Here is an 18,998-nt window from a genome sequence, read left to right on the forward strand (position 1 = left end):
ATCACTGATCCTAGAAGTTGATTCAGAAAAAGCATTTAAGAAAAGTCGTCTTAAAGATTATTAATCTAATAAAGCCCCTACATTTTACTCAAGTAAAACCCATGGGGATTTTAATCTGCGCTTTAGAAGCTACAAAACACTGTCACCTAACTGTCATATATCTCTGTCTTAATGCAACCGCCTTCAGTGAGGCACTAATTTGGTTTCGTATTTAGACTATACCAATTGCATTAAGTATCTGTTCATTCAGTGGGAATTCAAAGCGCTGAAGGCAAGTCGGAAACATGAAGCTAATAGTTATTCTATATCGAGAGTTTTCGACGCAGCATACGGCGCTTTGAAAGCCACCCGACGGGAAAAGCTCACGCATTCCACTTCTGCTTTGCATTGGCTCACAAGGGAATAACCATTCTCTCGTCAATGCGCTTTGAATTGAAAAGCGTGAGCGTTTCTGAATTGACTAAATACTAAATGCAATTGGTATTACAACAGAGTAGGAAAAGTAATGAAAAAAGTTATTGGCTTATTAACCGCAGTTGGTTTGATGGTATCGCCGCTGGTTCAAGCTGGCACTGTTACCGTATCAGGTTCAACTTCCGTCGCACACGTGATGGAAGTACTTGCCGAGAATTACCAAAACACCGCTAAGAAGAGTGTTGAAGTGCAGAGCACGGGTTCTTCAGCCGGTATTCGCGCCGCTAAAGATGGCACCAGCATGATAGGCATGTCATCGCGCAACGTTAAGCAGAGTGAGCTTAACAGTGACACCAAAGAGATTGTTATCGCACGTGATGGTATAGCTGCGGCAGTCAACAACGCTAATCCAGTAAAAAACTTAACCCAAGAGCAGATCTCAAAGATCTATCGCGGTGAAATCAAAAACTGGAGTGAAGTTGGCGGAGAGTCACGCCCAATAGTGGTTGTTACCCGGGAAAATGGCTCAGGAACTCGTGGTGCTTTCGAAGAAATAATGAAGCTACAGCGTACCGTCAATGGTCACAAAGTTACCGCTATCACCCCTAGAGCCCAAGTGGGTAATGGCAATGGCATGATCAAGACCATTGTGGCTAACAATCCATATGCCATCGGTTATATCTCGTTAGGCAGTGTCGATAGCAGCCTACGTGCAATTGATGTTGACGGTATTGCCGCTTCAGATGACAACATTGCTACTGGTGACTATCAAATTGCGCGTCCATTTATTGTGTTAATGGACAAGGACGCACCGCGTAATGCCCAAGACTTTATTGAATACATCTTGTCTGACGATGGGCAAAGCATTGTCGCTAACGAAGGTTATATCCGCGTTCAGTAAGCTAGCAGTAATAGATAAAAGGGGAGCTACGCGCTCCTCTTTACTTAGTTAATTTATCAACAGTTATATTTAACCGTAAGATTTCGAGGCAAAGTGATGAGCACAGCCAGTAAGGCCCGAGCGCAAGGACTGCAACTCGCCCCAGCAAAGAACTATGATTGGAAAGAACACTTTTTTCATCTGTTATTTCTAGCCAGTGCCATGATAGGTGTAGTCTCCGTCGCCACTATAGGTTGGTTTGTATTTCAAGAGGGACTTCCCGCCTTTAAAGAAGCTGGTGTACTTAACTTAGTTTTTGGTCGTGAATGGCTGCCACCAGCACTTTACGGCATCTTCCCAATGATAATATCGACCCTCATATCAACAGCTGGAGCGGTCATCATTGGTGTACCCATTGCTATCTTAACGGCTGTTTTTTTAGCGGAGCTGGCACCAAAATGGTTGGCCGATACAGTCCGCCCAGCAGTCGAGCTATTAGCTGGGATCCCATCGGTTGTATACGGCTTCTTTGGACTCGTTATTATCGTCCCAGCAATCGAAACCATCTTTAATATCCCAGCAGGGAACACTATTCTTGCGGGAATAATTGTATTGGCAATTATGATATTGCCAACCGTGATAACCATCTCTGAAACCTCCCTAAGGGCGCTACCTCCCGTTTATAAAGAGGGGGCTTTAGCGCTTGGCGCATCACATATTTATACTGTTTTTAAAGTGCTTATTCCTGCTGCCCGCAGCGGTATCTTTACCGGTGTAGCACTCGGTGTTGCTCGTGCCATTGGCGAGACAATGGCCATCATAATGGTAATGGGTAACGCGCCTGCTATGCCAGGGTCGGTACTTGAGCCCGCTAGAACATTAACGGCTAATATCGCAATGGAGATGTCTTACGCCACAGGTATTCACTCCAGCGCTCTTTACTCAACGGGCATCGTGTTATTGGTGTTTATCATTTTACTCAATGCGAGTTTGTTATTTCTAAACCGTAAGAGGAGCTACTAATGCTTCAGGATAAACGTATTTTTAATCGAGACCTTCAAGACAAACTGTTGTTTGGCGCCATTTGGGCCGCAGCCGCCATTACTATTTTATTTTTACTTTGGGTTGTGTGGCACATTTTAAGCAACGGCTTGGCCTATGTTAGTTGGGAGTTCATTACCAGCTCCTACACCCGTATCGGTGAAGCGTCTGGTATTTGGGCCATGATAGTGTCAACCGTGTATATGGTTGGTCTGTCACTCGCCATCGCGGCACCCATCGGCATAATGACGGCCATATATTTGACCGAGTATGCGGCACCGGGCAGCAACGTGGTTAAAACCATCCGCTTTTGCACAGAATCACTTGCTGGGATCCCATCTATTGTGTATGGCTTATTTGGTATGACCTTCTTCGTCACCACCTTAGGTTTGGGCTTTTCTATCCTTTCAGGTTCGTTAACATTGGCGATGCTGATTTTACCAGTGATTATCCGTACCACAGAAGAAGCGCTTATTGCTGTCCCTATGAGCTACCGTGAAGGCGGTTACGCCCTTGGCAGCTCAAAAATCTATACCATCTACCGGCTTATTTTACCGAGCGCACTACCGGGTATTGTCACCTCAATTATCTTAAGCACTGGTAGGGTCATTGGTGAATCTGCACCAGTATTTTTAACGGCGGGTATGGTGACCCAAATACCGCAATCAGTGCTTGATTCAGGCCGCACTTTAACTGTGCATCTGTATAAGCTCACACAAGAGCTCTTTACTCAACACGAGTGGGATCAGGCTTATGCCACCGCAACAGTGCTAATTGTATTAGTTCTACTACTCAACATGACCACCAAATTCATTGCTACCCGTATGAGCAAATCTTAAAAGGCTATCCCTATGAATAAGCTAGAAGTGAACAACTTAAACCTATTTTACGGCGATAACCACGCGCTAAAAGATATCTCAATGGCAATACCATCACGCCAAGTAACCGCTCTTATCGGTCCCTCTGGCTGTGGAAAATCAACACTGCTGCGCACACTAAATCGCATGAACGATCTGGTCGCAGGGGTGAGCATAGATGGTGATGTGATGTTTGAGGGAAACAACATCTACCAAGATGTCGATGTTAAGCAGCTAAGAATGCGTGTAGGCATGGTTTTCCAAAAGCCAAACCCGTTTCCAATGAGTATCTACGAGAATGTTGCTTTTGGTCTTAAAGCCCAAGGCGTAAAGGATAAGCGGTTATTGGATGAAGCAGTAGAGGAGGCGCTACGCAGCGCGGCTCTTTGGGATGAAGTGAGAGACAGACTAGATTCACCTGGCCAGGGCTTATCGGGTGGCCAACAACAAAGGCTCTGTATCGCCCGCACCATAGCGATGAAGCCAGAGGTGATTTTGATGGATGAACCCACCAGCGCACTGGATCCTATTGCGACTCATAAGATTGAAGAGCTTATGGATGAACTACGTAAGAAGTTCACCATAGTGATAGTGACTCACTCGATGAATCAAGCCAAACGCATCTCCGACAAAACAGCATTTTTCTGGATGGGCGAGCTAGTGGAGCATGGCGAAACAAGCCAGATATTTAACCAACCTGTTGATAAACGTACTCAGGGTTATGTTAGCGGAGAGTTCGGCTAACATCACATTTCCAATTTCAGCGCCCACAGTCTACGTGGGCGCCTATCACTTCCCCGCTTTACACTGTCTAAATAGCTTATTTACCTATAGATAAAGATCTACTTAACGTGCTAAAAAGCTAACACTTGATAAATTAATCGATTATTGTAAATTCTGTCTCTCAGCTTGTGACGACTGTCAACAAGCACTTCTTTTCAGCCAAAGTTGATATCAATAGAGTCAACACATTGTCTTTAGGGCGTATATGCAGGTCGAAATCTATAATAACAGGTCACTTTGTTCCGAAACCAAGCACATATCTCAGGCGTTACTCATCTTGCTTTCTAAAGGACTCCCTTTAGATGAGCTCCCTCAAGTCAAGGAATTAATATTGGCTGGCGACGAATTCGAATTTAAAAATGCGTATATTATTCGCCTACACAAGAAAAGCCTAAGGCCATAAAAAGATAATACAAAAGGGTAACGTATTAATATGTACTCCCCCTCGAATGAGCTAACTTTGACCTGCTAACTTGTTTAAATTTTGTTAATAAGTTAGCTTCGAACTATGGGTTAATCATATACAGGGGATACTACTTATATGGAAAGAATCAGAGAAGCTCAAGATCACTTAATAAGTGAGTTCGAAATCTATAATAATGCCGCGGCTAAAAAGCTCCCTCCTCTTGATATTGATTGCCCGGAAAAGCTCGAAACCATGCTGGAGTTTGTCACTCGGCGAGAAACATTAAAACAAGCTAAAAAACTCAGCTCGCCACCCGCAGGAAAACTCAAAGCGGCAATTGCAGACACCCTGTTACTACTGGATAATTTCGATATTAAAATAGCAAAAGAAAAAGGGGCAGCCGAGAAGTAGCTCGGCGCTTTTGAACTGCATTAAAAAAGCCCCCTATATTTAGGAGGCTTTTTTGTTTTTTAGCACTTAAATAATGTTTATTCTACCGTTACTGATTTAGCTAAGTTACGGGGTTGGTCTACATCAGTACCTTTAATCAAAGCCACATGGTATGACAACAGTTGCAGAGGGATAGTGTAGATAAGCGGTGCCATAAACTCATCACAATGAGGCACAGGGATCACTTTCATGGTGTCATCTGACTCAAACTCAGCATCTACATCCGCAAACACATACATTAAACCACCACGAGCGCGTACTTCTTCAACGTTAGATTTAAGCTTTTCAAGTAGCTCATTATTTGGGGCTACAACGATAACAGGCATATCAGCATCAATCAGTGCCAGTGGACCATGCTTAAGCTCACCCGATGCATATGCTTCGGCGTGAATATAAGAGATCTCTTTTAGCTTCAACGCACCTTCCATCGCAATAGGGTATTGATCCCCACGACCCAAGAACAGAGCATGGTGCTTATCAGCAAAGTCTTCTGCAAGTTCTGCGATGGCATCGTCTAAACCTAATGCTTGTTCAACTTTAGCGGGCATAGACTGCAAGCTCTGGGTAATATCAGCTTCCATCTCTGCAGACATACCATTATGGCGACCAATCACAGTGGTTAACATTAGTAAGCCCGCAAGTTGCACAGTAAACGCTTTAGTAGAGGCAACACCAATTTCGACACCCGCTTTCATCATGTAAGCCATATCAGACTCACGGACTAACGATGAGCCGGGAGCATTACAGATAGTCAACGTGGCTTTGTAGCCCATCTCTTTTGCTAAACGCATTGCTGCTAAGGTGTCAGCTGTTTCACCTGACTGTGAAATTGTCACTAACAAGCTATTTGGGAAAAGATGCGACTTACGGTAGCGGAACTCAGATGCTATTTCGACGTTACAAGAAACCCCCGCCCAATCTTCTAACCAATAACGCGCCGCCATACCTGCGTGATAACTAGTACCACAGGCGATGATCTGTACGTGCTTAATGTCTTTTAAGAATTCAGCTGCATTTTCACCAAAAGCTGAATCTAGAACTTTACCACCCGCGATTCGGCCTTCAAGGGTATGTGCTATCGCAGTTGGCTGCTCATAGATCTCCTTGAGCATATAGTGACGATATTCACCTTTATCACCGGCATCATGGGTGACTTCAGACTCTTTCATTTCACGCTCAACGGCATTGCCATCAACATCAAAGATATTAACTTCACGACGAGTCACTTCTGCAACATCACCCTCCTCAAGAAAAGCAAAAGAGCGAGTCACTGGTAGTAACGCTAACTGATCGGAAGCAACAAAGTTTTCACCCAAGCCATAACCAATCACTAATGGGCTGCCACTACGTGCAACGATCATACGTTGGCTATCCGTACGGTCGATAACCACAGTACCGTAAGCACCTTCTAACTGTTTAACTGCCACTTGAACTGCAGCTAGTAAAGTGTCGTGAGTTTTAAGCTCATGATGGACCAAGTGACAAATAACTTCGGTATCAGTGTCTGATGCAAAGGTATAACCTAAGCCTTTAAGCATAGTACGTAGCTTATTATGGTTTTCGATAATACCGTTATGTACCACGGCAATATCACCTTCTGACTGATGTGGATGCGCATTGCGCTCATTTGGCTCACCGTGGGTAGCCCAACGAGTATGTGCAATACCAGTACCACCAATAAGCGGCTGTACTTCAAGTGCTGATGACAACTCCTGGACCTTACCAACACGACGAGTACGGCTTAATTGACCATTATTAAGTACAGCAACACCTGCCGAGTCATAACCACGGTATTCAAGTCGTCTTAATCCTTCAACTAGAATTTCTGCAACATCCCTTTGCGCTACTGCGCCTACTATTCCACACATATTGATTACCTGGACTCTCTAATTAAGAGTTAATTTGAAATTAAAAATGAAGTTGATATTGCTATTAAATAACGTCTATTCAGTTATTCGATATACGGTGCGAGAATGACTCTCACGCCATGTTTTGAAATACTCTCAACCGCCTCAGCAGGGAGCTTGTCATCAGAAACAAGCACGCTGATATTACTCCAAGGCAGTTCTAAATTCGGAATGCGTCGACCTAGTTTTTCCGATTCAAGCATCACCACCACTTCACGTGATACTTCAGCCATCACCTTACTCAGTCCCGTCAGCTCATTAAAGGTCGTCGTGCCACGCTCAAGATCAATACCATCGGCACCAATAAACAGTTGGTCAAAATTATATGAACGTAAAACCTGCTCTGCGATTTGTCCTTGAAAGGATTCAGAGTGCGGATCCCAAGTACCGCCTGTCATTAGCAGTGTTGGCTCATTCTCAAGCTCATGAATTGCATTCGCCAGCGCTAATGAATTAGTCATAACCAGTAAGCCACGCTTGGCATTAAGTTGAGCAACAATGCCTGATGTTGTACTGCCACTATCGATGATTATGCGGTTGTGGTCGTTAATAAGCTCTGCTGCGGCCTTGGCGATAGCAAGCTTGTTAGGCGCTATTTTAGCGCTAAACTGCCGAGTTACTTCATCTGGTACCGCGACAGCACCACCATATCGCCTCAGTAACAGGCCAGTTTTTTCTAAGGTGGCTAGATCTTTACGAATGGTCACTTCAGATGTTTCGAAACGTAAGGACAACTCTTCAACACTCACCTCGCCTTGCTCATTAAGCAGGCTAATAATGCTGTGACGTCGTTGTTGAGTGTTGCGTTTATTCATAAACCACATTTAAGTTTCGTTTCGAAAGATAGATTATAGCCAAACGAAACTTAAAAGCTAGTTTTGAAACTTACAAAGCGGTTATTAGTCAAATTTTAGCCAAAAAAAAGCCTCTATCTTTCAATAGAGGCTAACTATTTTGCTTATCAGTTTAGAACTTAGCTTCTAATGCCAAGCTAAAGTGACGACCTTCACCAACGGTAACATCAGTGTTAGTACCACCCGCTAGATAATCTACATCGAATAGGTTTTTAACGTTAACACGTACGCTAACATCGCTACCCATTACATCCATAGTGTATGCCGCGCCCATATCAAAACGAACATAACCATCTTTAGCAATTGTATTACTAGTATTAGCAAAACGCTCACCAACATAGATAGCACCGAAGTTAATCGCCAGCTCTTCAGTCATCTCATAGCGAGTCCATACGTTAGCTGACCACTCAGGAGCATCGACTGGTGTCATACCATTCAAGTTATCGCTTTCAGGACGGACATATTCAGCATCGAGGTACATCATAGAACCAGTCATAAACCACTTGTCACTAACCTGGCCTTGAGCCCCCATTTCGAAACCAGTATGACGCTGCTCACCACTTTGAGTCGTCTTAGTTTCTTCGCTGCCTTCAATCTCTTCTTTAACAGTAACGTTTGACACTGTGATATCAAATATTGCGCCTGTTAGTAGCAAGCTGCCATCAAATAGTTCCCATTTAGTACCTATTTCGTACTGCTCACCATACTCAGGGTCTAAGTTAGTGCCATCATTAATATCATTATCATCATTAACAATGCCTTGCGGTGTGAAACTCTTAGAATAGTTCACATAGATGCTACCATTCTCTGCAGGAGAGTAGATTGCACCAAATTTAGGAGATACGGCGTAACTGTTACCACCGTCAGCATCTTTCTTTTGTTCATCGTAACGAACGCCTGCAAGTACTTGCCATTCATCAGTAATGGTCACTAGATCTTGAACGTAGAAGCCATAATGCTTATAGCTGCTTTCGTAAAGGGTTTCATCACGGTTATAATCAAGATCTGGCTTAGGTAACGGTTGGCCAGGCATAACTAGTTGTTTCTTTGGACCTGATTCTTTTAACTGTCCATAGTAGTAATCAAGCATGTTTGCACCAATAAGCAGCTGGTGCTCAATATCGCCCGTATAGATATTACCTGTGAAATCAACATAACCTGTTTTATGCTGCCAATCATCATAACGATCGAATGGGCTAACATAATAACCATCGGTGAATGGATCTTCTGAGCCACTGATCAGTGATGGAGATGAATCTAAACGTTGGCGGTTAAACTGCTGATCGTTATAACCCGCCTTCACTTGCCACTCATCAGATAGGTGGTAAGTTAAATCGGCACCCATATTTGAGATAGTATTATCGGTAAATGCCCAAGGCTGATCCCAAATAATGTCGCTACCACCAATCAAGTCACCGCTGCTATCTAACCAACCACCACGATCAATACCGGTTTTATCTTGGGTATAGTCGTATTTAAGTGAAAGTAATAAGTCATCAGTGATATCAAACTCAAGGTTTAGATAGCCCAACCAGCGATCACGCTCTTGGTTTGAACCATCTTGATATTCGCGCCAGTATTGAGTGTCTTGCTTTACAAGCACGGTACGGTAACGAATAGTTTCTGATTCATTTAAGCTACCACCGGCATCTAATTGAAAGCGTGTTGAGCCGTGCTCATCGGTATCAAAACCAATGTCTAACATAGTTTCAGCTGTTGGTTTTTTGGTTACCATGTTAATCAGTCCGCCTGGGCCTGATTGACCATAAAGCATGCTTGAAGGGCCTTTCAGCACTTCAACTTGCTGCAGCGTTTCGATTGGCTGAACATAGTGAGACCATTGTTGCTGGCCATTGATCAAATAGCCTGAACCTGATGATAACTCAAACCCACGGATACTAAAGACTTGACGGTTCCACTTTTCACTACCACCAGTCACACTTGAGTCGTTAACTAAAACTTCACCAAGGTTGGTTGCTAATTGCTCGTCAGTAATAAAGTCTGGGATCACAGCGACTGATTGCGGCGTATCAAGAATGTCGATATCACCACGCATTGCACCTGAAGATGAACCAATTTTATAGTCGTTAAAACTACGTCCTGTAACAGTAATACGTTCGATGTCACTGTTAACGACAACATTGGATTCTGCTGCAACATCTTCAGCAAAAGCGGTTGATGATGCTAAAGCTGCAACAACTGCAAGACCGATACGAGAAAACTTAAAAGACGCCTGAAAAGACATAGCCAACCCCAAAAATGAAACCGAAATGTAATAATTGGCAGTAATATAAATGAGAATCGTTTTTATTTATAGCTCTTTACCTGTTTTTACATTGTCAACGTGAACCGGCGCAAGAAACAAACAAAACAGAAACAAAAGAAAACAAAAAACAAACAAACGAGACGGTATGTATCACCGTTGTTCTAATGGGATATATCTAGATTTGGTGTAGCAGAACAGTAAGATATAAGGCTGGTGTTACTTTCATATATTAGAGCTATAAAGCAAAAAAGCGACCTTACTTGGTCGCTTTTTTACTGCAGCTAATGAGTTACTTCTTCGGTAGCTTTACCGGTCTTACCCAAGCTGATATATGACGCTGCTTAACACGAGTAATAACAAGTTCGTCAGCTGCTACATCTTTGGTAATTGTAGAACCAGCCCCTAACGTAGCGCCTTTGCCAATGGTAACTGGTGCAATCAGCTGCGTATCACTGCCAACAAATACGTTGTCTTCGATAACCGTTAAAAACTTATTTGCGCCATCATAGTTGCAAGTAATAGTACCTGCGCCAATATTTACACCACTGCCTATCTGTGCGTCACCAATATAGGCCAAGTGACCCGCTTTAGAACCTTTACCTAATACCGCTTTCTTGATCTCGACAAAATTACCTACATGGGCATCTTCTTTAAGCTCTGCGCCGGGACGTAAACGCGCAAAAGGACCCGCACTCGCATCAACGCCGACTTTGGCATTCTCAATAATCGAGTAAGGCTTAATAACAGCATTGTCACTAATATCACAATCGATAAGAATTGCACCTGCGCCAATAGTGACGTTATTCCCAATAGTCACTTTACCTTCGATAATGACGTTAATATCGATCATTACATCCATACCGACAGTAACATCACCACGAATATCAATACGGGCCGGATCACGCAAGTTTGCGCCTTCAAGCATCAATTTTTCAGCAGCACGAGCTTGGTATGCACGTTCTAGCTGAGCCAGCTGTACACGATTATTAGCACCTTCAACTTCAACAGCGGATTCAGGCTGCGCAGTCGTAATAGCTACGCCCTCTTTGTGAGCCATGGCTACAATGTCAGTAAGATAGTATTCGCCCTGGGCATTGTCTGATGACAATTGGCCTAACCAAGACTTAAGCTGCTTACCGGGCGCAGCCATAATGCCAGTATTCACTTCATTAATAGCTAACTGCTCAGCATTAGCATCTTTTTGCTCAATAATGCCGACAACTTTTCCAGCCTCACGCATAATGCGACCGTAGCCCATTGGGTTAGGTAAGTTTACCGTAAGAATAGCTAAACCACCTTTTTCATGGGCAGCCAATAATGACTCAAGTGTAGAAGCTTGAATAAGTGGGACGTCACCGTAGAGAATAAGCACAGTGTCATCGTCACTAATATTATCATTAGCTTGTGCAACGGCATGGCCCGTACCTAACTGCTCTGCTTGCAGTACCCAATTAAGCTGTTGTTCACCAAGTTTAGCTTGCAGCTTATCAGCACCATAACCATAAACAAGTTGAATAGCATCGCTGCCCACTTGCTGCGCTGTATCAATCACATGCTGAACCATGCTTTTATGGGCGATAGGGTGAAGTACTTTGGGAAGATCTGAGCGCATGCGGGTTCCCTTGCCTGCTGCCAAAATCACTACATTCAGTGCCATTACTAGATCCTTAAGGTGTTGCTTGTTTATAAATTTTTTTGAACGCTGATTTTAAGCTAAATGGGTCCTAAAAGCGACTTTAGTGTCAGCGTACGAACATTAAAAGGTCACAGTTTTATCTGCCATTAACACCCATTGAGCAAGATCATCCATCGTCGCCACTTCACATCCATCAATAACCGCTAATTTTGTTAATCCACGCGCATGCATACATGAGCCGCAAAACTTCACTTGGGTATTTTGCGCAATAACAATCTCTAGCATTTGCTGGATATTATAGCCTTCGGTGGGGTTTTGCTTGGGTAAAACGGCTGTAATTGCATCAGACAATAAGAACAGACTCAGCTTTGCTGGTGGGCTGTCTTGCTCATTGAGCTGGATTGCTAAGCGCAGAGCATTGAACAGTCTTTCTGAGCCATAAGGAGCATCATTAACGATAATTAGAATGTGTTGCATAGAAGGGGTCTCAGGCATTTAATCGCCAGATGGTAACACTCAAGTTGGCTAAGCGGTCTTACTTAGATCACGTTCTAAGATTGTCAGATATGAGACGGCATAAATGCCGACCTACAACGAAGCTTATGGGCTTGAGTGCTAGGTGCTAGGTGCTAGGTGCTAGGTGCTAGGTGCTAGGTGCTAGGTGCTAGGTGCTAGGTGCTAGGTGCTAGGTGCTAGGTGCTAGGTGCTAGGTGCTAGGTGCTAGGTGCTAGGTGCTAGGTGCTAGGTGCTAGGTGCTAGGTGCTAGGTGCTAGGTGGGGAATGTAGCGGTTAATTGACCCGTTTCAAATTGTTTATTCACTTTTTACGCTTTATATTTTGCTTTACCCGCTTTCCCATCTTAGTTCTTCAGCGGCTCTTCCTCGAACCTTTCTTAGCTTTTACCTTTCTTTAGGCACAAAAAAGGCGCTTACCTTTCGGTAAACGCCTTTTATCACAAACAATAACCTTATCTGGCAATGTTCTTCTTGATGGTCTCGACAACGCGAAGCTGAGCAACTGCTTGAGCTAGCTCAATCGCAGCGGCTGCATAGTTGAAGTCGGCGCCAGCATCCGCCATAGCGGTTTCTGCACGACGCTTCGCTTCTGCAGCGGCTTTCTCGTCAATATCATCGGCACGCATAACGACGTCAGCCAATACAGAAACTGAAAAAGGTTGAACTTCCAGGATACCACCTGAAAGATAAAACACTTCTTCTTTTCCATCTTGCTTGACGATGCGCGCCATGCCAGGCTTGATATGTGTAAGCAGAGGCGCGTGACCAGGCATAACGCCTAGATCACCTTCTGAACCGGTTACCTGTAGGTGTGCTACAAGACCAGAAAAGATGCTACTTTCTGCACTTACAATATCAAGCTGTACTGTCATGGCTGCCATCCGTTCTCCTTAAACTAGTTTTCTACACTAACACTTTCACATCAGTGCAGATTACTGAGTTATTTTTTGTTAGCTTTCTCAACGGCTTCGTCGATTGAACCAACCATGTAGAACGCTTGCTCTGGAAGGTGATCAAATTCACCCTCTAGAATACCCTTAAAGCCACGAATAGTGTCTTTTAGAGAAACGTACTTACCTGGAGAACCGGTGAATACTTCTGCAACGAAGAAAGGCTGAGAAAGATATTTTTCAATCTTACGAGCACGGAATACAGTTGTCTTATCTTCATCAGATAATTCATCCATACCTAGGATCGCAATAATATCTTTCAGCTCTTTGTAGCGCTGAAGTACGGTTTGAACACCGTTAGCAACATCATAATGCTCTTGACCAACAACCAATGGATCTAACTGACGTGAAGTCGAGTCCAATGGGTCAACCGCTGGGTAAATACCCATAGAAGCAATATTACGTGACAATACAACAGTCGCATCTAAGTGAGCGAAGGTTGTTGCTGGTGACGGATCCGTTAAATCATCCGCAGGTACGTATACGGCTTGAACAGAGGTAATTGACCCTGTCTTAGTCGATGTAATACGCTCCTGAAGAACACCCATCTCTTCAGCCAATGTTGGCTGGTAACCTACTGCTGATGGCATACGGCCTAGCAGTGCAGATACTTCAGTACCTGCCAAGGTGTAACGATAGATGTTATCAACGAAGAAAAGAACATCTTTTCCTTCGTCACGGAACTTCTCAGCCATAGTAAGACCGGTAAGTGCCACACGTAGACGGTTTCCTGGAGGCTCGTTCATCTGACCATAAACCATGGCCACTTTGTCGAGAACACCAGAATCTTTCATCTCGTAGTAGAAGTCGTTACCCTCACGAGTACGCTCACCTACACCAGCAAATACAGATAAACCTGAGTGTGCTTTAGCGATGTTGTTAATAAGTTCCATCATGTTGACGGTCTTACCAACACCAGCACCACCAAACAAACCTACTTTACCACCTTTAGCAAACGGACAAACAAGGTCAATAACCTTGATACCAGTTTCTAAAAGTTCAGTAGAGCTTGATTGGTCTTCGTATGAAGGAGCTTCACGATGGATCACATAGCGATCTTCTTCACCGATTTCACCACATTCATCAATAGGTTGACCTAATACATTCATGATACGGCCAAGGGTCTTTTCCCCAACCGGAACAGAAATAGGTGAACCAGAGTTTACAACCTCAAGACCACGACGCAGACCATCTGAAGAACCCATAGCGATGGTACGAACTACACCACCACCTAGTTGCTGCTGAACTTCCAGCACCAAGCCTTCACTTTCGATCTTTAGAGCGTCATATATCTGAGGTACGGCATCATGTGGAAACTCAACGTCCACAACCGCGCCAATGACTTGGACAACAGTACCTGTGCTCATTATAAATCCTCTAAAACTTGTATTCGTTACCTAGCCTAAACGGCTGCAGCGCCAGCAACAATTTCCGACAGTTCCTGCGTAATCGCAGCCTGACGAGCCTTGTTGTAAACTAACTGCAAGTCACTAATAAGATCACCAGCATTGTCAGTTGCAGACTTCATAGCAACCATACGGGCTGCTTGTTCGGATGCAATGTTTTCGACAACACCTTGGTAAACTTGCGACTCCACATAACGGACCAATAACGTATCCAAAAGTTCTTTTGGATCTGGCTCGTATAGGTAGTCCCAATGATGAGAAATCTCATCCTCTTCAGACTTTGGCAAAGGTAGCAGCTGCTCGATCACTGGTGTTTGAGACATAGTATTAACAAATTTGTTAAACACTACATATAAACGATCCAGCTTGCCTTCGTTGTATGCTTCAAGCATGACACGTACTGTTCCGATCAAGTCAGCGAGCTTTGGAGCATCGCCTAAACCTGAAGCGTGAGCAGAAACTTGTCCACCAAAGCTAGCGAAGAATTGTACGCTTCGCGCACCGATTGGGCAGAATTCAACTTCTACTCCATCTGCACGTTGCTTCTTCACGTCTGCGACAACCTTTTTGAAAAGGTTAACGTTCAGACCACCACAAAGACCACGGTCGGTTGACACTACAATGTAACCAACACGCTTAGCCTCTCTCACCTCTAAATAGGGGTGTTTATACTCGAGAGAACCTTGCGCTACGTGACCGATCACCTTACGCATATTTTCTGCATATGGACGGCTTGCTGCCATGCGTTCCTGCGCTCTGCGCATTTTGCTAGCTGCAACCATTTCCATAGCAGATGTGATCTTCTGAGTGTTTTGAACACTCGCGATCTTGGTTTTAATCTCTTTAGCGTTGGCCATCTTAACTCTCCAATCTGGACCTGAGGTGCCTTACGACACCTCGTTCGATTACCAGGTTTGGGTTTCGACGAACTTATCGAGGCCGGCCTTCAACTCACCTTCGATGTCGGCATTATATTTGCCAGTCTCGTTGATGGTCTTCATAAGGTCAGCATGCTCGCTGTTCATGAAAGAGAGCAAAGACGCTTCGAAATCACCAATCTTATTAAGCTCAACGCTCTTTAGGTAACCTTTTTCAGCTGAGAAAATAGACACAGACTGATCAGCTACGCTCATAGGGGCGTATTGCTTTTGCTTCATAAGTTCGGTAACACGCTCACCATGCTCAAGTTGAGCACGAGTTGCATCATCTAAGTCAGATGCAAACTGTGAGAACGCTGCAAGCTCTCGATACTGTGCAAGTGCGCTACGAATACCGCCTGACAGTTTCTTGATGATCTTAGTCTGCGCCGCACCACCAACACGAGAAACCGAAATCCCTGGGTTAACAGCAGGACGTAGTCCTGAGTTAAATAGGTCAGTTTCAAGGAAGATTTGACCATCGGTAATCGAAATTACGTTAGTCGGTACGAATGCAGATACGTCACCCGCTTGAGTTTCAATAATCGGCAATGCTGTCAAAGAACCAGTTTGGCCTTTAACTTCGCCTTTAGTGAACTTCTCAACATACTCGGCGTTAACACGTGAAGCACGTTCTAACAGACGAGAGTGAAGATAGAATACATCACCTGGGTATGCTTCACGTCCTGGTGGACGCTTAAGTAGCAATGAGATCTGACGGTAAGCAACTGCTTGCTTAGACAGATCATCATAGACAATCAGTGAATCTTCACCGCGGTCACGGAAATATTCACCCATTGAACAACCAGAGTATGGAGCCAAGTATTGTAGTGCAGCAGCTTCAGAAGCTGTAGCAACAACAACAATGGTGTTCGCCAAAGCGCCATGTTCTTCTAGCTTGCGTACCACGTTAGCAATTGTAGAAGCCTTTTGGCCTACAGCTACGTATACACACTTAATGCCAGTGTCTTTTTGATTGATAATTGCATCGATCGCAAGAGCGGTTTTACCGATCTGACGGTCACCAATAATCAATTCACGTTGTCCACGACCGATTGGGATCATAGAGTCAACGGCTTTATAACCAGTTTGCACTGGCTCATCGACAGACTGACGTTCAATAACACCTGGTGCGATTACTTCAACAGGAGAGAAACCATCGTTGTCGATAGGTCCTTTTCCGTCGATTGGCTCACCCAATGTGTTGACTACGCGGCCTAAAAGACCACGGCCAACTGGGACTTCCAGAATACGACCAGTTGTTTTAACTTTATCGCCTTCTGCCAAAGTGGCATAAGGACCCATTACTACGGCACCGACAGAATCGCGTTCTAAGTTCAACGCGATTGCGAAACGGTTACCAGGCAGCTCGATCATTTCACCCTGCATCACATCGGCTAGGCCGTGGATGCGGATGATGCCGTCACTTACTGCAACGATAGTACCTTCGTTGCGAGCTTCACTAACGACTTCGAACTGCTCGATCCGCTGTTTAATCAGATCGCTGATTTCAGTGGAATTCAGTTGCATGCTCAAACTCCCAATTACGACTGCAGCGTATCAGACAGACGCGAAATTTTTCCGCGGACCGAGCCATCAATGACTAAGTCTCCTGCCGTGATAATTACACCAGCAATAAGGCTGGTATCTATGCTGCAATTCAGCTTAACTTTGCGTGCTAGACGTTTCTCTAAAGAAGCGCTCATTTCCTGTTGTTGCTCAGAGGTCAGCTCGGTTGCTGAAACGACAAACGCTTCAACTTCTTTCGCATACTCATGTTGCATCTCAACAAATTGTTGAGCAACAGCTGGTAGCACTACTAAACGACCGTTTTCAGCCATTACCTTTAACAGGTTTTGAGCTTGCTCGTTGACCTGCTCTCCACAAACTCTAATAAAGAGTTCAGAAAGCTGGCTACTGGCTAAAGAGCCAGACAATAGAGGCTGCATGGATTCGTTTTCACTAACCATTGCAGCGAAGTTAAGCATTTCTACCCAACTTTCTATTGCGTTTTGTTCAAGAGCAAAGTCAAACGCTGCCTTTGCGTAAGGACGAGCGATGGTGGTTATTTCAGCCATAACTCAAACTCCTTATTTAAAGTTCAGCAACTAGTTTATTAACTATGTCACTGTGGGCGGCTTCATCAATCGAACGTTCAAGAATTTTTTCTGCGCCAGCAATAGCTAGTACAGCAACTTGCTTACGCAAGTCTTCTTTTACGCGATTACGTTCAGCTTCAATTTCTGCTTGACCTTGAGCGATAATTTTAGCGCGCTCAGTGTCAGCTTCGGCTTTAGCTTCATCAACGATTTGAGCTTTACGTTTATTCGCAGACTCAATAATTTCGTTAGCAGTCGCTTTTGCATCTTTTAGCTGGTCAGTGGCTTTCGCCTGTGCCAACTCAAGGTCTTTCACGGCACGGTCAGCATCGGCTAGACCGTCGGCAATCCTTTTTTGACGCTCTTCGATGGCATTCATCAAAGGGGGCCAAACAAACTTCATGCAAAACCACACGAAGAGTAAAAAGGCAACCGTCTGACCGAGTAGGGTAGCGTTGATATTCACAACAGCCTCCTATTAAGTTTAAAGACAGAAGCGTTTATTAAAGCATTGCACCAAGAGGGTTAGTAAATAGCATAAATAATGCAATACCAACACCGATCATAGTAACGGCGTCCAATAGACCCGCGACGATGAACATTTTAACTTGTAGCATAGGAGCCATTTCTGGTTGACGCGCAGCGCCTTCCAAGAACTTACCACCTAGTAGGCCGAAACCGATAGCAGTACCTAATGCACCCATACCAATCAACAGAGCAACAGCAATAGCTGTCATGCCTAATACAGTTTCCATCTCTATCTCCAATATTCTAAATCGTTGTTATTAATGATTTAGTTTAAAATTTCTACAGCAGTCCTTAATGATCTTCATGCGCCATGCTTAAGTAAACAATGGTCAACATCATGAAGATAAACGCTTGTAAAGTGATAACCATAATATGGAAGATTAACCAACCTAGTTGTAGTGTTACACCTAGAGTAGATAACGCCCAGTTAGCACCGTACATCAACGCAATAAGGATGAAAATCAACTCACCCGCATACAAGTTACCAAACAAACGCAGTGCCAATGAGATTGGCTTAGCGATCAAAGTAACTGTTTCTAGCAGGAAGTTGACGGGTATCATTGCCCAATGGTTAAAAGGCTGCATGGTCAGTTCTTTAACAAAACCTGAAATGCCTTTGACTTTAATGCTGTAGTAAATAATCAGCACAAACACACCTAAAGCCATACTAAAGGTTATGTTTAAGTCAGTCGTTGGTACAACTTTCATGTAAGGGATACCAGCAGCAGCTGCTAGTGAAGGGATCCAGTCAACTGGAACCATATCCATGAAGTTCATCATGAATACCCATACAAAAATCGTTAATGCCAACGGAGCAATAACAGGATTGCGGCCATGGAAGGTTTCCTTAACGCTACTGTCAACGAACTCAACTATCATCTCGATAAAGCACTGAAGCTTACCGGGAACACCTGTAGTTGCTTTCTTGCCAACGCTACGGAATAGCCACAAGAACAAAACACCAAGCCCAACCGAAAAGAACAACGAATCAATGTGCCATGTCCAGAAGCCTTCGCCAACACTTAGGTTGGTAAGGTGGTGCTGGATATAGCCCTGCGGTGTTAACGCTTCACCAGTTGCAGCCATGAT

18 protein-coding genes are annotated in these 18,998 nt (G+C 44.1%); 5 read left to right on the plus strand and 13 right to left on the minus strand.

The genetic code is table 11. The features are described from left to right. Positions 1-505 precede the first annotated feature (505 nt). The 5 genes from JK628_RS22890 to JK628_RS22910 all read left to right on the plus strand — a co-directional run bounded on the left by JK628_RS22890 (position 506) and on the right by JK628_RS22910 (position 4,792). Positions 506-1,315, plus strand: a complete 810-nt coding sequence (locus JK628_RS22890; RefSeq protein WP_202287210.1) for a phosphate ABC transporter substrate-binding protein — start codon at positions 506-508, stop codon at positions 1,313-1,315. Positions 1,316-1,411: 96 nt separating this feature from the next. Further along, the gene (gene pstC, locus JK628_RS22895) at positions 1,412-2,317 is read left to right on the plus strand and encodes a phosphate ABC transporter permease subunit PstC (protein WP_202287212.1); all 906 of its coding nucleotides are present in this window, start codon (positions 1,412-1,414) and stop codon (positions 2,315-2,317) included. Then, a complete protein-coding gene (gene pstA / locus JK628_RS22900) occupies positions 2,317-3,174 on the plus strand; it encodes a phosphate ABC transporter permease PstA (protein ID WP_202287214.1) in 858 nt (285 codons plus the stop codon). Before pstC ends, pstA begins: the two co-directional genes overlap by 1 nt. Before the next feature lie 12 nt (positions 3,175-3,186). Then, a complete protein-coding gene (gene pstB / locus JK628_RS22905; protein ID WP_202287216.1) occupies positions 3,187-3,936 on the plus strand; it encodes a phosphate ABC transporter ATP-binding protein PstB in 750 nt (249 codons plus the stop codon). A 580-nt stretch (positions 3,937-4,516) separates the two neighbouring features. After that, complete coding sequence (locus JK628_RS22910; RefSeq protein WP_202287218.1) at positions 4,517-4,792, plus strand: hypothetical protein; 276 nt, start codon at positions 4,517-4,519, stop codon at positions 4,790-4,792. A gap of 77 nt (positions 4,793-4,869) precedes the next feature. On the opposite strand, the gene glmS is transcribed toward JK628_RS22910, so the two are convergent. The 13 genes from glmS to atpB all read right to left on the minus strand — a co-directional run bounded on the left by glmS (position 4,870) and on the right by atpB (position 18,995). Further along, on the minus strand, positions 4,870-6,699 hold the full coding sequence (glmS, locus tag JK628_RS22915; protein ID WP_202287220.1) for a glutamine--fructose-6-phosphate transaminase (isomerizing): 1,830 nt from the start codon (positions 6,697-6,699) through the stop codon (positions 4,870-4,872). Between the two features lie 83 nt (positions 6,700-6,782). Next, positions 6,783-7,553 carry a DeoR/GlpR family DNA-binding transcription regulator gene (locus JK628_RS22920; RefSeq protein ID WP_202287222.1) on the minus strand — a complete coding sequence of 257 codons (771 nt, stop codon included), beginning with the start codon at positions 7,551-7,553 and terminating at the stop codon, positions 6,783-6,785. A gap of 151 nt (positions 7,554-7,704) precedes the next feature. Beyond that, positions 7,705-9,837, minus strand: a complete 2,133-nt coding sequence (locus JK628_RS22925; protein WP_202287224.1) for a TonB-dependent siderophore receptor — start codon at positions 9,835-9,837, stop codon at positions 7,705-7,707. 310 nt (positions 9,838-10,147) lie between these two features. After that, positions 10,148-11,515 carry a bifunctional UDP-N-acetylglucosamine diphosphorylase/glucosamine-1-phosphate N-acetyltransferase GlmU gene (gene glmU, locus JK628_RS22930; protein WP_202287226.1) on the minus strand — a complete coding sequence of 456 codons (1,368 nt, stop codon included), beginning with the start codon at positions 11,513-11,515 and terminating at the stop codon, positions 10,148-10,150. Positions 11,516-11,614: 99 nt separating this feature from the next. Further along, on the minus strand, positions 11,615-11,989 hold the full coding sequence (locus JK628_RS22935) for a DsrE/DsrF/TusD sulfur relay family protein (RefSeq protein WP_443019981.1): 375 nt from the start codon (positions 11,987-11,989) through the stop codon (positions 11,615-11,617). 472 nt (positions 11,990-12,461) lie between these two features. Continuing rightward, positions 12,462-12,890 (minus strand): F0F1 ATP synthase subunit epsilon, encoded by a 429-nt coding sequence (locus JK628_RS22940; protein ID WP_202287228.1) that lies wholly within the window; start codon positions 12,888-12,890, stop codon positions 12,462-12,464. A 59-nt stretch (positions 12,891-12,949) separates the two neighbouring features. After that, positions 12,950-14,326, minus strand: coding sequence for a F0F1 ATP synthase subunit beta (gene atpD, locus JK628_RS22945; protein ID WP_202287229.1), 1,377 nt, complete (start codon positions 14,324-14,326; stop codon positions 12,950-12,952). Between the two features lie 35 nt (positions 14,327-14,361). Beyond that, on the minus strand, positions 14,362-15,222 hold the full coding sequence (gene atpG, locus JK628_RS22950) for a F0F1 ATP synthase subunit gamma (protein ID WP_202287230.1): 861 nt from the start codon (positions 15,220-15,222) through the stop codon (positions 14,362-14,364). 48 nt (positions 15,223-15,270) lie between these two features. Further along, the gene (gene atpA, locus JK628_RS22955; protein ID WP_202287231.1) at positions 15,271-16,812 is read right to left on the minus strand and encodes a F0F1 ATP synthase subunit alpha; all 1,542 of its coding nucleotides are present in this window, start codon (positions 16,810-16,812) and stop codon (positions 15,271-15,273) included. A gap of 14 nt (positions 16,813-16,826) precedes the next feature. Beyond that, complete coding sequence (gene atpH / locus JK628_RS22960; RefSeq protein ID WP_202287232.1) at positions 16,827-17,360, minus strand: F0F1 ATP synthase subunit delta; 534 nt, start codon at positions 17,358-17,360, stop codon at positions 16,827-16,829. A gap of 16 nt (positions 17,361-17,376) precedes the next feature. Then, positions 17,377-17,847: a F0F1 ATP synthase subunit B gene (gene atpF, locus JK628_RS22965; RefSeq protein ID WP_202287233.1), complete on the minus strand. Its 471-nt coding sequence runs from the start codon at positions 17,845-17,847 to the stop codon at positions 17,377-17,379. Positions 17,848-17,884: 37 nt separating this feature from the next. Further along, the gene (gene atpE / locus JK628_RS22970) at positions 17,885-18,136 is read right to left on the minus strand and encodes a F0F1 ATP synthase subunit C (protein WP_011639455.1); all 252 of its coding nucleotides are present in this window, start codon (positions 18,134-18,136) and stop codon (positions 17,885-17,887) included. A 64-nt stretch (positions 18,137-18,200) separates the two neighbouring features. Continuing rightward, a complete protein-coding gene (atpB, locus tag JK628_RS22975; protein ID WP_202287234.1) occupies positions 18,201-18,995 on the minus strand; it encodes a F0F1 ATP synthase subunit A in 795 nt (264 codons plus the stop codon). Positions 18,996-18,998: the final 3 nt, after the last annotated feature.

The sequence above is a fragment of the Shewanella sp. KX20019 genome, from assembly GCF_016757755.1.
Lineage (GTDB): Bacteria > Pseudomonadota > Gammaproteobacteria > Enterobacterales > Shewanellaceae > Shewanella.